At 62.2% G+C, this 15700-nt stretch carries 9 protein-coding genes and 1 pseudogene; 6 read left to right on the forward strand and 4 right to left on the reverse strand.

Going from position 1 to position 15700, the window contains the following annotated elements; translation table 11 throughout:
* The first annotated feature begins 74 nt into the window (after window positions 1-74).
* On the forward strand, window positions 75-776 hold the full coding sequence (locus LRK53_RS13315) for a transposase (protein ID WP_027491199.1): 702 nt from the start codon (window positions 75-77) through the stop codon (window positions 774-776).
* A gap of 26 nt (window positions 777-802) precedes the next feature.
* Here LRK53_RS13315 and LRK53_RS13320 read toward each other — a convergent pair.
* A pseudogene (locus LRK53_RS13320) lies at window positions 803-2189 on the reverse strand (IS4 family transposase).
* A gap of 213 nt (window positions 2190-2402) precedes the next feature.
* Here LRK53_RS13320 and LRK53_RS13325 point away from each other — a divergent pair.
* On the forward strand, window positions 2403-4931 hold the full coding sequence (locus LRK53_RS13325; RefSeq protein ID WP_081666507.1) for a DEAD/DEAH box helicase: 2529 nt from the start codon (window positions 2403-2405) through the stop codon (window positions 4929-4931).
* A gap of 82 nt (window positions 4932-5013) precedes the next feature.
* On the opposite strand, the gene LRK53_RS13330 is transcribed toward LRK53_RS13325, so the two are convergent.
* The 3 genes from LRK53_RS13330 to LRK53_RS13340 all read right to left on the reverse strand — a co-directional run bounded on the left by LRK53_RS13330 (window position 5014) and on the right by LRK53_RS13340 (window position 10366).
* Window positions 5014-8619 (reverse strand): methylmalonyl-CoA mutase family protein, encoded by a 3606-nt coding sequence (locus tag LRK53_RS13330; protein ID WP_027491200.1) that lies wholly within the window; start codon window positions 8617-8619, stop codon window positions 5014-5016.
* A gap of 231 nt (window positions 8620-8850) precedes the next feature.
* On the reverse strand, window positions 8851-9753 hold the full coding sequence (locus LRK53_RS13335; RefSeq protein WP_027491201.1) for an alpha/beta fold hydrolase: 903 nt from the start codon (window positions 9751-9753) through the stop codon (window positions 8851-8853).
* Window positions 9754-9763: 10 nt separating this feature from the next.
* A complete protein-coding gene (locus tag LRK53_RS13340) occupies window positions 9764-10366 on the reverse strand; it encodes a TetR/AcrR family transcriptional regulator (protein ID WP_027491202.1) in 603 nt (200 codons plus the stop codon).
* A gap of 107 nt (window positions 10367-10473) precedes the next feature.
* On the opposite strand from LRK53_RS13340, the gene LRK53_RS13345 reads away from it, so the two are divergent.
* The 4 genes from LRK53_RS13345 (at window position 10474) to LRK53_RS13360 (ending at window position 15633) form a co-directional block, all read left to right on the forward strand.
* Window positions 10474-11271: a M48 family metallopeptidase gene (locus LRK53_RS13345; protein WP_027491203.1), complete on the forward strand. Its 798-nt coding sequence runs from the start codon at window positions 10474-10476 to the stop codon at window positions 11269-11271.
* Window positions 11272-11490: 219 nt separating this feature from the next.
* A complete protein-coding gene (locus LRK53_RS13350; RefSeq protein WP_027491204.1) occupies window positions 11491-12594 on the forward strand; it encodes a Glu/Leu/Phe/Val dehydrogenase dimerization domain-containing protein in 1104 nt (367 codons plus the stop codon).
* 140 nt (window positions 12595-12734) lie between these two features.
* Window positions 12735-14282 carry a phospholipase D family protein gene (locus tag LRK53_RS13355; protein ID WP_051257462.1) on the forward strand — a complete coding sequence of 516 codons (1548 nt, stop codon included), beginning with the start codon at window positions 12735-12737 and terminating at the stop codon, window positions 14280-14282.
* 328 nt (window positions 14283-14610) lie between these two features.
* Window positions 14611-15633 (forward strand): IS110 family RNA-guided transposase, encoded by a 1023-nt coding sequence (locus LRK53_RS13360; protein WP_081666535.1) that lies wholly within the window; start codon window positions 14611-14613, stop codon window positions 15631-15633.
* Window positions 15634-15700 lie beyond the last annotated feature (67 nt).

Consider the following 15700-nt stretch of genomic DNA (forward strand, 5'->3'; position numbering starts at 1 on the left):
CGGGAAGCTGACCGACAGTGGCAACAACCCCGGCCAGGCATCCTCATGCGGTCCAATCACAACGGAGACGTGCCGTGGCACGCCAGCCCCGCCTTGACCTCCCAGGTATCCCCCAGCACGTCGTTCAACGCGGCAACGATCGCCAAGCCTGCTTCGCCGCGGATGCGGATTACCTGCGCTATCTGCAGGAGTTACAGGAAGCCTCACGCAAACACGATTGCGCCATCCATGCCTACGTACTGATGACCAACCACGTCCATCTCCTGGTGACACCGGCAGGCAACGGTGCGATCTCGCGCATGATGCAGGCGGTTGGCCGCCGCTATGTCGGCAGCTTCAATGCACGCTACCGGCGCACCGGCACCTTGTGGGAGGGCCGCTTCAAGGCGGCGCTGGTCGACACCGTGCGCTACCTGCTGACCTGCTATCGCTACATCGAGCTCAATCCCGTCAGAGCCCGCATGACCGACGATCCCGCGGACTACCCCTGGTCGAGCTACCACCACAACGCGATGGGACAACCCACGCCACTCATCACGCCACACCCGCAATACATGCTGCTGGCCACCACACCTGCCGCACGACAAGCCGTCTACCGCGCCCTGGTCCACGAACACGTGGAAGAAAAGCATCTCGACGATCTGCGACAACACACCCAGCAACAGCGCGTATGGGGCAGCGAACGCTTTCAGCAGCAAGTCGAAGCACTGACCCAGCGCTCAGTCAGCCTCAGGCCTCGCAGAAGACCACCCAAATCGCCAAAAAATCAGGATTAAATGAACCTGACCCGAATGGCACTTACTTAAGCCCTTTTTGGATGGCCATTCAACCGGATGGCTTCGCGGAGTACGGCACGAGGTTGGGTCATCAAGGAAAAGGGTTTGGGTCGTCGCTTGATGACCCTGGGTTCAACGCGTCCGGGCCGGTTGGCAACACGTTGCTGGCCGATCAGCGCAAACAGAACCTGGCGCGGGTCGAGCGTGGTGTCATCGAACGGGTGGTGCCGCCAAGCGTCATAAAGTTGCAGCGTATGCTTGAAACTGAGTTGTCGCGGCAGGCAGCCCATCGACCATGCCGCTTGCGCCATGAGCAGGCGGATCAGGTTGTAGGCCAACAGGTAAACCCAGATTTCCTTGATCGCCATGTCCGGCGTGCGACAGCTGAGCGTCTCCATGCCCAAGGTGGTTTTGATATGGCGCAAGTCCAGCTCGACGTTCCAGCGCTGGCGATAGAGCAGTTTCAGCGCTTCTTTGGGTGTCTCCTTGGGGCATAGCAGGGTCGTGACCAAGGTCTTTCCACCGGCCCGCAACTCGCGCACGATCACCGTCGCGGGCGCGCGGTCGTACTGCGCCTGAGTCATCCATTCGGGTTTGAGTTTGGGCTTGGGCAGGGCGAGCAGGTGATCGCGCGTACCCACGATCAGGCCGCCCTCGAAATTCGTTGTCCTTGCACGCGCGCCGTGCTGCTCGAAGACCGCATCGATGCCCCGTTCGTACAAGTCCGCCAGCAGGAAATAGGTGGCGTAGAACGCATCGCCCAGCAATACCTCGCCACGCTTCAAGGTGTCGAGCATCGACCGCAGCAGCGTTTGTTCGTCGCTGCCTTTGCCGTGGTAACCGCTGCTTGCCGCATCCAGGATGGCACCGCTACCCAGACAGATCAGGGCCGCCATGCGGCACAGCGGAAAGCCCAATCCCGGTTGCTGGGTACGCGGCTGGGGGTAACGTACCTGATTGGCCACGGTATCGGGCATCGACACGGTCGTGCCGTCGACCAAGCGCACGGCCCGGCCTCGCCATTGCCCCGTCGGTGGCACGCGATCGGTCAGGTGGCGTCCGCTATGGCGAGTGAGCGATGCGATCAGTGGCGTGGGCAGGCGCTGGCGCGCACGGCAATAAGCGCCGGTGCGTGTACTGCATCCATCGCGGGAGGTGACCCGCGATGCGGGCCACGGCCGTGTCGTTGACTGCACGCTGACACGAACGATCGTCGCTCAACGCCTGGCGCAAGAACATGGCCAGGGTTTCCGTGGGCGGAAACCGTCGCTCGCTATGCACGGGCAACAGTACTTCCAGAGGATCGAATAGTTCCGGACCGGTGAGGATGTTGAAGAACGTGAAGATGTCCGCTTGTCCAAGCTGGCGGCGGATCTGCTGTTGCTGGAGAGCGACACGACGGCTACGCTGCATCAGGGCTGGTCTCGGGTGGTGAGTGGATGTCTGGCGACACCACCTTATCATTCGAGCCAGCCCTTCCTGCTTGTCAGATCAGTGAGTTACGGCTTAAGTAAGTGCCATTCCACTCTGACCCGGGTTTCTTTTCTCGCTCTTTGCTTTCGCATGCTGGTAGAGCGTAGGCTGACACTTGTTGTTGACAACCGAACTTAAACTAAGGAGTGGTAAATGGTCGACTTCAAGAAAAAGCGCGTCGCCGGCCCCGCAGGAAAGCCAGTTGAACCAACAGAGATCTATGAACGCCTAGATAGGGCAAGCGACAAAGGGCCGCTTAGGGCCGCGCAGGAGCGAGTTCTACAGGATTGGCATCTCAATTTCAGAAGAAATAATGATGTAATACTCAAGCTCCACACGGGTCAAGGAAAGACTCTTGTAGGCTTATTAATGCTCCAATCAAAGATAAATGAGAGCGGCGGCCGAGCAATCTACCTTTGTCCAAATAATTTTCTCGCCAGACAGACCCTCATTCAGGCAAAGCAATTTGGAATAACGTGCACCGATGCGGACGATGACGGCAATCTACCGTCTTCATTTTTAGACGGTCGCGCAATACTAGTTGTAACTGTTCAGAAACTTTTCAATGGACTCACGAAGTTCAACTTGGGCGCACGCTCGACCGAAGTAGACTATATCGTTATAGATGACGCGCACGCTTGCATTGATTCAATCCGCTCGGCATGTCAAATAACTTTACCGCGTAAACATGAAGCTTACCAACATATTGTAAATTTATTTGAAGACGATCTCAGAAAGCAGGGGGTCGGATCTTACGAGGAAATCAGACAAGCAAACGATAGAGGGCCAAGCCCTATCTTGCCAGTTCCATATTGGGCGTGGCTCGATCGCGAGGAAGAAGTCACTCGAATCCTTGCGCGTGCAAACCAAACAAAAGAACTCAAATTTGTTTGGCCGATACTCCGAGATAAGATCAAGCTTTGCCAATGCGTAGTCTCTTCAGAACAAATTATAATAATTCCACATATCCCGCCGCTGGAAATGTTTGGGTCGTATGCTAATGCCAAGCATCGTATATTCATGTCTGCCACCGTCACCGATGACGCCTTCCTGATAAAAGGTCTAGGCTTGGATCGAAACGTCGTTACTGCACCCTTGAGAGATCCAAAGGAAACTTGGTCAGGTGAGCGAATGCTTTTGATCCCGTCCATAATTTCCACAGACCTCGACGAAGGATACGTCATGGCAAATTTTGGGAAGCCGGACGCTAAGCGACGCTACAATACAGTTGTACTGACACCAAGTTTTAATAGCTCAAAAGGTTGGGAAGCATCTGGTGCAGTTGTCGCAAGCACAAATACAATTGATCAACTAGTTGATGCCCTCCGAAACGGTATAATTCAGACGACGCTGACAGTTGCAAATCGGTACGACGGAATTGATCTACCAGATGAAGCGTGCCGCATATTGATACTCGACGGCAAACCTTATGGTGAAACGCTATGGGAAAGATATGTAGAGGAATGTCGCCCAGAGAGTCAAATCTCTGCTGCTAGGATAGCGCGAACGATCGAACAGGGCTTAGGCAGAGCCGTTCGCGGCGAGAAAGATTACTGTGTGGTGCTCATCACTGGCTCGGATCTCGTGAGGTCCATACGCTCAAGAGAAATTCAAGATCATCTATCCGATCAAACAAAGGCCCAAGTTCGCCTCGGGCTAGAAATTTCCGAGGAAGCACAGGCCGATGTTCAAAATGCAGGCACCTCGCATTCCGCATTGATGGCGTTAATACGCCAATGTTTAGAACGTAACGAAGATTGGAAGGAGTTCTACAAAGAAACAATGGACTCTCTTTCTCCCCAAGCTCTAATATCGGGCCTGCTCGACATATTCACGGCTGAGAGACTAGCCGAAGTCGATTTCTCGCTTGGAAGATATCAGCAAGCCATTGCACGCATCCAAGCAATTCTTGACAAATATCCCGACATGGCTTCTACCGAGCGAGGATGGTACCTGCAGGAGGCTGCGCGATACGAATATTTAGAAAGTCACGCGGGGGCACAAGCTAAGCAGGCTGGAGCACATCGACTCAATCGACTGCTTTTAAAGCCAGAGTCCATCCCAATTTTGAAGTTGTCAGCGATTGCCCAAAAAAGATCTATCAGCATAGTCAAGTGGGTTCAAAATTTTCAATCAAATGAGAACTTAAGGCTCGCCGTAGACGATATAACCAACTCACTAAAATTCGGGGTCCGCGCAGAGCAATTCGAAAGGGCATGGCATGAGCTGGGGGCCGCATTAGGATTCGCTTCTGAGCGACCCGACAAGGAGTGGAAGGAGGGGCCGGACAATCTTTGGGCACTCAAGGCTGGCAACTACTTGCTCGTTGAGTGCAAAAACGAAGTAGAACTGACTCGTGCGCATATAAACAAAGATGAGAGTGGTCAACTCAATAACGCATGCGCATGGTTTGATCGCGAGTATGTCGGATGTGAATCCACGAACGTACTAATCATACCTACAGTAAAACTTGGGCCAGGCGCTGGATTTAATAAAGACGTCCGCATAATGCGGAAACGTGACTTGAATAAATTTATTCACTCGGTTCGCACTTTTTATGACGACATATACAAATTCGACCGCAATGACTTAACAGAGGAGAAAGTTCACGAGCTTCTCACTCAACATAAACTCATCATGGAAGACTTCGTCGAAGAGTTCACATCGTCCGTGGCCATTTAATAAAATGTCGAGGCGATCTTTCAATCGCCTCGACATTTATTTATGTTCACCGGAATACCTGAAGCACTCGCGCGCGGAACAGCTACATATTCCTCCGATACTCCCCCCCCACCTCATACAACGCATGGCTAATCTGCCCCAACGAGTTGTACTTCACCGCCTCCATCAACTGCTCAAACACATTCTTCCGCTCCCTGGCCGTGTTCTGCAAGGTCCGCAAACTCTCCGGCGCCAACGCATTCCGTGAATCACCATACGTCTTCACGTTGCCAATCTGCGCCCCCTTCTCCTCGGGTGTCGAGCGGATCAACTCGATCTCGGTAGCAATCTCCCCGCCATGATCCTTCGGCAGGAAGGTATTCACGCCGATCAACGGCAGCGACCCATCATGCTTTTTCTGCTCGTAATACATCGATTCTTCCTGAATCTTGCCACGCTGATACATGGTGTCCATCGCGCCGAGCACCCCGCCGCGCTCGCTGATCGCCTCGAACTCCTTGTACACCGCTTCCTCGACCAGGTCGGTGAGGGTGTCGACCACATAGCTGCCCTGCCACGGGTTCTCGTTGAAGTTGAGGCCGAGTTCCTTGTTGATGATCATCTGGATCGCCACCGCGCGGCGCACGCTTTCTTCCGTCGGCGTGGTAATGGCTTCGTCGTAGGCGTTGGTGTGCAGGCTGTTGCAGTTGTCGAACAGCGCGTACAGCGCCTGCAGCGTGGTGCGGATGTCATTGAACTGGATTTCCTGCGCGTGCAGCGAGCGGCCGGAGGTCTGGATGTGGTACTTCATCATCTGGCTGCGGCTGCTGGCGCCATAGCGCTCGCGCATCGCACGGGCCCAGATGCGGCGGGCGACGCGGCCGATGACGGTGTATTCCGGGTCCATGCCGTTGGAGAAGAAGAACGACAGGTTCGGCGCGAAGTCGTCCACCTTCATGCCGCGCGCGAGGTAGTACTCGACGATGGTGAAGCCGTTGCTGAGGGTGAAGGCGAGCTGGCTGATCGGGTTGGCGCCGGCTTCGGCGATGTGATAACCGCTGATGCTCACCGAGTAGAAGTTGCGCACCTTGTGGTCGACGAAGTACTGCTGGATGTCGCCCATCATGCGCAGCGCGAACTCGGTGGAGAAGATGCAGGTGTTCTGCGCCTGGTCCTCCTTCAGGATGTCGGCCTGCACGGTGCCGCGCACGCTGGATAGCGTCTCGGCCTTGATCCGCGCGTAGGTCCCGGCATCCACCAACTGGTCGCCGGTGACGCCGAGCAGGCCCAGCCCCAGGCTATCGTTACCCTTGGGCAAGTCGCCGGAATACTGCGGACGGCCGTTCGGGTACATCGCGGCGATCTTCGTTTCCGCCGCGGCCCAGCGCGCGGGGTCTTCCCTGAGGTACTTCTCCACGTTCTGGTCGATCGCGGTGTTCATGAACATCGCCAGGATCATCGGCGCGGGGCCGTTGATGGTCATGGAGACGGACGTGCTTGGCGCGCTCAGGTCGAAGCCGGAGTACAGCTTCTTCATGTCGTCCAGCGTGGCGATGTTGACGCCGGAGTTGCCGATCTTGCCGTAGATGTCCGGGCGCGGCGCGGGGTCTTCGCCGTACAGGGTGACCGAGTCGAACGCGGTGGACAGGCGCGTGGCGGCGCCGCCCTGGCTGAGGTAATGGAAGCGGCGGTTGGTGCGCTCGGGCGTGCCTTCGCCGGCGAACATGCGGGTGGGGTCTTCGCCGCTGCGACGGTACGGGTAGACGCCGCCGGTGTACGGGTAGTGGCCGGGCAGGTTTTCCTTGCCGAGGAAGGTGACCAGTTCGCCCCAGTCCTTCGACTTCGGCGGCGCCACCTTCGGGATCTTCTGGTGGCTCAGCGACTCGCGATAGTTGTCGACGCGGATGACCTTGTCGCGCACCTTGTATTCGTTGACGTCGGCGGTGACCGAGGCGAACAGCGCGGGCCATTCGCGCAGCTGGCGGATGGCTTCGTGGGTGATTTCCTTCAGCGCGGCGTTGTAGCGCTGGCGCAGCAGCAGGAGGCTGCGGTCCACACCTTCTCCCCTCTCCCCTCGGCGACCGTCAGGGAGTCCCCTTGCCGGTGAGAGGGGTTGGGGGTGAGGGTTCAGGGCTTGCGTGGAGCTGCTCGCTCCGACCGTATCTTCACCCTCGGTTCCTCTCCCAGAGGGAGAGGGAGGCGAAGCAGGCTGCAAGTCGGCGTTGCGGTACGGCTCCAGCGGGCGCGGCAGCTTGTCGTCATCCAGTTCCTTCAGCGACTCGTAGTAGTGCTGCGCCTTGCTGGCGTATTCGGCCTGGGTCTCGATGCCCTTGTTGATGGCGCGGCCCTGCTCGGCGATCTCGGCAAGGTAGCGCACGCGACTGCCGGGGATGAGTACGGTGGCGCGCGGTTCTTTCAGGGTAGTGTCGATCTGCGGCGTCCACTTCTCCGCGGGCAGGTGCAACTTCCCGCGCATCAGCCGGCACAGGTTGCTGAACATCCAGGTCACGCCCGGGTCGTTGAACTGGCTGGCGATGGTCGGGTAGACCGGCACGTCCTGGTCGGCCACCTTGAACGCGGTGTGGTTGCGCTTCCACTGCTTGCGCACGTCGCGCAGCGCGTCTTCGGCGCCGCGCTTGTCGAATTTGTTCAGCACCACCAGGTCGGCGAAGTCGATCATATCGATCTTCTCCAGCTGGCTGGCCGCGCCGTAGTCGCTGGTCATCACGTAGACCGGGAAGTCGACCAGGTCGGCGATCTCCGAATCGCTCTGGCCGATGCCGGCGGTTTCGACGATGACGAGGTCGTACGGCTGGCTCTTCAGGAAATCGATGCAGTCATGCAGCACCACGCTGGTGGCGGCGTGCTGGCGGCGGGTGGCCATCGAGCGCATGTAGACGTGGTGACTGCGCAACGCGTTCATGCGGATGCGGTCGCCCAGCAGCGCGCCGCCGGAACGGCGACGCGTCGGATCGACCGCGAGCACGGCGATGCGCATGTGCGGGAACGCGTGCAGGAAGCGCAGCAGCAGTTCGTCGACCACCGACGACTTGCCGGCGCCGCCGGTGCCGGTGAGGCCGAGCACGGGTGTGTGCCTGCCGGCCAGCTTCCACTGCTTGCGCTGGTGTTCGAGCTCGCCGTCGCGGAGCTTGCCTTCCTCGATGGCCGAGAGCATGTGCCCGACCGAGATCTCGTCGTCGATGTCGACCTTGGGCAGTGCGTTGGTCTCGGAACTGGCACGCTGCGCGGCGGCATTCCTGGCGCGTTGCATCACGTCCTCGATCATGTGCACGAGGCCCATGTGCATGCCGTCGTTGGGGTGGTAGATGCGTTCCACGCCGTAGGCTTCCAGTTCGTGGATCTCCTCCGGCGTGATGGTGCCGCCGCCGCCGCCGAACACGCGCACGTGGCCGGCGCCGCGCTCGCGCAGCATGTCGACCATGTACTTGAAGTACTCGACGTGGCCGCCCTGGTAGGACGACAGGGCGATCGCGTCAGCGTCTTCCTGAAGAGCGGCGCGCACCACGTCCTCGACCGAGCGGTTGTGGCCGAGGTGGACCACCTCCGCGCCCTGCGACTGGATGATCCGTCGCATGATGTTGATCGCCGCGTCGTGGCCATCGAACAGGCTGGCCGCGGTGACGAAACGCAGTGGGGTGGTTTCCGTCTGCGGGGCGCTGGCGGGAACATGCTTGGCGGGGGAACTCATGGCAACTCCGGACATCGTGTGCTTGAACCAGTCAATTCTAGTGGATCGACGGCAGTCACGCGGAATTGGCCCCCTCTCCCTTTGGCGACCGTAGGGAGTCCCTTTGCGGTGAGGGGGCTGGGGTGAGGGTACGGGGGGCACCGAAGTTGAAGACCGCGCAGGATTCGGCACTTCGCTCCGCGCGCACCCTCATCCGCCCTCCGGGCACCTTCTCCCAAAGGAGAAGGGATGTCACATGCAGAGCGCGAGGTCCGGGCTGCCCACCACGCGCTCGCCCACCGGCTCGCCGCGCATGAAGGCGAGCGCGGCGTCGATCACTTCGGGCGCGTCCAGCACGCGGCGATGGCCCAGGCCCTGCGTGGTATACAGGCGCGCGCCGGGCCAGAACCGGGCGTAGCGTTCACCTTCGGCCCACGGCACGTCCTCGTCGTCCAGATCGTGCACGATCAACGCGGGCTGGCCCAGCGCCGGCAGCCGGCGATCCACCCGCAGCTCGTCGATGTGCACGCCGGTGCGCCGGTGCAGCCATGCATAGAACGGCGGGCGCAGGTAGCCTGCCAGGTGCACGAAGCGGAAGAAGCGCCGCGCCGCCGCCTTCATGTCGGCGGCTGGCGCCACCAGGATCAGCCGCTCGGCATGCCAGGCCTCATCCTGTGCGAGGGTGAGCGCCGCGCCGCCGAGCGAATGGCCGATCGCCAGCGCGGCGTTGCCGTAATGCATACCGACGGCGCGGATCGTGGCGATGAATTCCGGCAGCGTGCACAGCTTGCCGCTGCTGTGGCCGTGGCCGGGCTGGTCGAAGGTGACCACCGCAAAACCCAGCGCACGCAGCCGCGCCACCCACGGCAGGAAGCGCAGGCCGAAACTGGACCAGCCATGCGCCAGCAGCGCGTAGGGCTGGGTCGACGGATCGCCCCAGACGTAGGTGGCGATGGTTTCGCCGTTGACCTGCAGCTGGCCGCGCTGCATCTCCGCGTCGCCCCGGGCGGCCCGTGCACGGCTGCGGCTGCTGACGAACGGGGTGGCGAACAGGCGCGCGGCACGGTTTACCGTGCGCTGCGGCGCGAGCCGGCCGCCCAGCACGAAGCTGGTGCGCACGGTGGCGAGCTTGAGTCGATCGATGACGGTGGACATGGGCGTTGCCTCAGGTTTGCCAGCTGCGCCACAGGCGCTCGAACGCCGCCCGGGTGCGCTGGCCGGCTTCATCGAAGCCGAACAGCCCGGCGTCGTGGTGCAGGCCGAGCATCAGCGCATAGATCTCGAAAGCGAGCTGGGCGACGTCGGTATCGGCGCGCAGTTCGCCCAGCCCGACCGCCTGCGTGATCGCCTTCTGCAGCTCGTCGCGCCAGCCGGCCTGCTGCCGCACCACGCCATCGTGCAGCGCGCCGTCGCGACCGTCGTATTCGCTCACGGCGGACAGCAGCACACAGCCGCGCTGGTGCTCGCGGCTCCATTCGAACCAGTTCGCCACGATCGCGCGCAACCGCGGCAGGCCCTTGGGCTGCTGCAGCGCCGGCAGCAGCACCTGGGCCACGAAACGCTGGCGGCCGGTATCGAGTACGGCCAGCTGCAGGTCTTCGCGCGAGCCGAAATGGGCGAACACGCCACTCTTGGACATGCCCACGTCGCCTGCCAGGCCGCCGATCGACAGGCCCTCCAGCCCGTCGCGGCGGGCCAGCGCGTAGGCGTGGTCGAGGATGGTGTCGCGGGTGGCCGCACGCTTGCCCGGAAGGGTTGCCGTCTTCATGGTCACGAAAAATAGCACGATCGTTCGTTCCATATCAAACGCAAGCTCACGCGGCCTCGGCAAACCTTGCGGGTATGCTTTGCCACTGCACGCCAAGGAGGATCCCCATGAAATTCCGCAACCTGACCATCCCGCTGGCCACCGCCCTGCTGGCCGCCTGCGTCACCTCGCCGACCGGCCGCTCGCAGCTGATGATGGTGTCGGACAGCCAGATGAGCCAGATGGGCCTGAGCGCGTTCAATGACATGCGCAAGCAGGGCAAGTTCGTCGACGCCCCGCGCGAGCACGCCTATGCCACCTGCGTGTCCAACGCGCTGATCGCAGTGCTGCCGCCGCCATGGAACACCCAGCAGTGGGAAGTGCAGATCATCGGCGACGACACGGCCAACGCGTTCGCCCTGCCCGGCGGCCGCATCGGCGTGAACCGCGGCATGTTCAAGATCGCCACCAACCAGGACCAGCTGGCGGTGGTGCTGGGCCACGAGTTGTCGCACGTGGTATCGCGCCATGGCGCCGAGCGCGTGTCCGACAACATGGCGGCGCAGGCGGCGGTGGCCGCCGGCACCATCTATGCCGGCTCGCGCGGCAGCGACGCCGGCAACGCCGCGGCCCTGCTCGGCGTGGGCGCGGAGGTGGGCATCCTGCTGCCGTTCTCGCGCACCCAGGAAAGCGAGGCGGATACGCTGGGCCAGCGCTACATGGCGCAGGCCGGTTTCGATCCACGCGCCGCGGCAGCGCTGTGGGGCAAGATGGGTGCACAGGGCGGCGGCAAGCCGCCAGCGTTCCTGTCCACCCACCCTTCTTCCGGCAACCGCGCGCAGGCGCTGGATCGGCAGGCGCAGCAACTGCTGCCGGTGTACCAGCAGGCGCGCGCCAGCGGCCACGCGCCGAACTGCCGGATGTAGATGACGAGCCTGCGCCGCACTCCTGCGCCTGCGGCTTGCTGCGTCGCACCACCGCCTGCGGGGATGACGTACTAAACTTCTCGCTTTGATTCATCGCCCCGACTCCGCTCGGGGCGATGAGTTTCAGGCGTTTTCACACCCCCAGGCAGGGTCCCATTCGCTCCCCGCCGCCCTCTGTAGATGCCATCGGCACCGCAAATCAATGGAGTCATCGTTCCAATGATCTTTGAAACCATCGCCAACACGGGTCACGAAGAAGTCGTCTTCTGCCACAACAAGGACGCCGGCCTGAAGGCCATCATCGCGATCCACAACACGGTGCTGGGCCCCGCGCTCGGTGGTCTGCGCATGTGGCCGTACAAGACCGAGCAGGAGGCGGTGAACGACGTGCTGCGCCTGTCGCGCGGCATGACCTTCAAGAACGCCGTGGCCGGCCTGAACCTGGGCGGCGGCAAGGCGGTGATCATCGGCGACCCGAGCAAGGACAAGTCCGAGGCGCTGTTCCGCGCATTCGGCCGTTTCGTCAACTCGTTGAACGGCCGCTACATCACCGCCGAGGACGTCGGCATCGACGTCAACGACATGGAATACGTGTTCCGCGAAACCGAGTACGTCACCGGCGTGCACCAGGTGCACGGCGGCTCGGGCGACCCGTCGCCGTTCACCGCCTACGGCTCGCTGCAGGGCCTGATGGCCGCGCTGCAGTTCAAGCACGGCAACGAGGACGTGGGCAAGTACAGCTACGCCGTGCAGGGCGCCGGCCACGTCGGCGGCGAGTTCATCAAGCTGCTGCGCGAACAGGGCGCCAAGGTGTTCGTCACCGACATCAACAAGGAAGCGGTGCAGCGCTGCGTGGACGAGCTGGGCTGCGAGGCGGTGGGCCTGGACGAGATCTACGACGTCGACGCCGACGTGTACTCGCCGTGCGCGCTGGGCGGCACGCTCAACGAGCAGACCATCGACCGCATCAAGGCCAAGATCATCTGCGGCCCGGCCAACAACCAGCTGGCCACCGACGCGATCGGCGACGAATTGAACCGCCGCGGCGTGCTGTACTCACCGGACTACGCGGTGAACGCCGGTGGCGTGATGAACGTGTCGCTGGAGATCGACGGCTACAACCGCGAGCGCGCGATGCGCATGATGCGCACCATCTACTACAACCTGGGCCGCATCTTCGAGATATCCAAGACCGAGAACATCCCGACCTACAAGGCGGCCGACCGCCTGGCCGAGGAGCGCATCAGCGCGATCGGCAAGCTGAAGCTGTCGCACATGGGCAACGGCGGCACCCGCTTCCAGGGCCGCATGCGCGGCCAGTAAGCCACACCGTTGCGGGCATTGCCGGCTTCCGGCCTGCCTGGTTCCATGAAGGCCTGCCGCCACCCGTGCGGCGGGCCTTTGCTTGTGCGGGGCATTAATCGAATAATCAGCTGCGGGAGGGGGTGCCAGAGGTGCGCAGGATGATGATCTGGCTGGGATGGGGCTTGTTCGCGCTGGTGCTGCTGGTGATCAGCGGGTTGCTGCTGGCCGACCACCTGACCCCGCGCGCCACCGGCGTGCCCAGCACCGCGTTGCCGCCGCAGCCCACACAGACCCCGATCGACCGCGAGCTGACCCCGTACCTTGCCAGACACCCGGGGGAGACGGCGGCGACCTTGCTGTCCGACGGACTGGACGCGTTCGCTGCGCGCGCGGCGTCCGCGCGCCTGGCCGGGCGCAGCCTCGACCTGCAGTACTACATATGGCACGACGATCTGGTCGGCCATCTGCTGGCGCGCGAGGTGTACGCCGCGGCCGAGCGCGGCGTGCGTGTGCGCCTGTTGCTCGACGACATCAACACCAAGGGACTGGACCCGGCGCTGCTGGCGCTGGACGCACACCCGAACATCGAGGTGCGGCTGTACAACCCGTTCCGCAACCGCAGCGGCGTGTGGCGATTGCTGGAGATGGTGCACCGCTTCTTCAGCGTCAACCATCGCATGCACAACAAGGCGTGGATCGCCGACGGTCGGGTCGCACTGGTCGGCGGACGCAACATCGGCGACGAATACTTCGACGCCAACCGCAGCGTGAATTTCCGTGATCTGGACATGCTGCTGCTCGGCCCGGCGGTGGCCGACGCCAGCGCGATCTTCGACGATTTCTGGAACTCCAGCGCCGCCGTGCCGATCGAGGCGCTGAACCCGCAGACGCCGGAAAGCCTGCACGCTCTGGTGGCGGCGCTCGCCAGCGAGTGCACCGACGCCGCCGCGCAGGTCTACCTGGACCGGGTCGCCGCCTCGCCCTCGGTGCAGCGCCTGGCCAACCACGACCTGTCGCCGCACTGGAGCACGAACATCGTGGTGGCGTCCGACCCGCCGCTGAAGACGACAACCGCCGATCGCCGCGGCTGGCTGCAGCCGCGGCTGGTCGCCCACCTGGATGACGTGCACAGCGAAGTGCTGCTGATTTCGCCCTACTTCGTTCCCGGCAGGCAAGGCGCGGCGACCCTGCTCGGCCTGGCGCGCGACGGCACCCATGTCGGCGTGATCACCAACTCGCTGGCCGCGAACGACGTGCCGGCCGTGCACAGCGGCTACGAGCGCTATCGCCGGCAGTTGCTGAACGGTGGCGTGAGCCTGTTCGAGATCCGCCGCCATGGCCCAGTCGCCACCCACGGCCTGTTCGGCAGCAGCGGCGCCAGCCTGCACACCAAGGCATTCGTGATCGACGGCGCGCGCGGCTTCGTCGGCTCGTTCAACCTCGACCCGCGCTCGGCCAACCTCAACACCGAGATGGGCGTGCTGTTCGACGACGACGCCCTGGCCCACGACCTGCGCCAGGAATATCTGCGGTTGGCCGCACCGGCGCTGAGCTACCAGCTGCGCCGCGGCGCGGACGGCTTGCCGCAGTGGCTGGACCGCAGCGTGCAGCCGCCCGAGGTGCTCGAACACGAGCCCGACGCCGGCTGGTGGCTGCGCACGGTCACCCGCGCGATCAGCTGGCTGCCGATCGAGTCGCAACTGTAGGAGCGCACCCCGTGCGCGATGCTTTCCGTCACGTGACGAAGAGCATCGCGCACGACCGAAGGAAGTCCCTTGCGGACAAGGTGCGCTCCTTAGGTCTTGATGTCCGACCTGTCAGGGTCGAGCATTCCCGACTGATCATCGGGGGAACCGGGTGATGCCGATGCGCTCCTTTGGCTTCGAGCCCGTGACGTAGATGCACACCCCGGTTCCGATTTCGCTCATCCAGAAGTTTGAACGGTACCCTCGGCCCGCCACTGGCGTGAGCCTGCACACCTAAGGATCAGCCGGATGAGCATGGTGATCGGAACAAACCATGCGAGGTAAGGCGATGACAAACGTTGTGGGAGTGGATGTGGCCAAGGCCACGTTTGATGTGGCCGTTGGTCTGGCCAAGCCGGGCAAATTCCAGACACGCGCCAAGGTGGCCAATCGTGAAGAAGGCTTCCAGGAGTTGATGACCTGGTTGGACAAGCACGCGCCGGAAGCGGCGGTGTGCATGGAAGCGACGGGGATCTATCACGAGGCACTGGCCATCTTCCTGGTACAGCAAGGCAAGACGGTCTACGTGGCCAATCCGGCGCAAGTAAAGTACTTCGGCAAGAGCCAGCTGACGCGAACCAAGACCGACCGCACAGACGCCAAGCTCATTGCGCAGTTCGCCACCAGTCAGCAGGCCGGCACCCATCCGATGGCGCCGTGGATGCCGCCGACAGCGGCCCAGCGCACCTTGCGCGCGCTGGTCGAACGGCTGGACGATCTCAAGGGCATGGAGCGGATGGAAGCGAACCGACTCGACGTCGCCAATGACGCCGTACGCGACTCGGTGGAAGCGTCGCTCAAGGAACTGCGCAAGCAGATCAAGGCGCTGGAGCAGCGCATCAACAATCACATCGACAAGGATCCCCAGCTGCGCTACGACGCGGCGTTGATGACGTCCATCCCCGGCATCGCCAAGACCACGTCGGCCTCCCTGCTCGCCGCACTGGGCGACCTGCGACGCTTCGACGCGCCGGGCAAGCTGGTCGCCTTCGCCGGCCTCAACCCGGCACGGCGCGAGTCGGGCACGCTCAAGGGACAGGTCCGGATCTCCAAAACCGGTGCCCCCGGCTTGCGCGCCAAACTCTACTTTCCCGCCATCTGCGCCAAGAACCACAACCCCGTGGTTCGTGCCTTCTGCGAACGGTTGCTCGCACGCGGGAAGCTCCCCATCGTGACCGTGTGTGCCGCCATGCGGAAGCTCCTGCACCTAGTCTGGGGCGTCATCCATACCAACTCGCTGTTTGATCCTGACTACCCCAGACACCGCCTCGTTGCCTCTGCGCACGCATCACCTGGATGCTCGCTTGCATAACGCGGAACGAGACGGTATCTACACACGGGCCAAGGATTGCCGCGTGCGCTAAAATCGCCGGTCTGCA

Source organism: Rhodanobacter thiooxydans, assembly GCF_021545845.1.
GTDB lineage: Bacteria > Pseudomonadota > Gammaproteobacteria > Xanthomonadales > Rhodanobacteraceae > Rhodanobacter.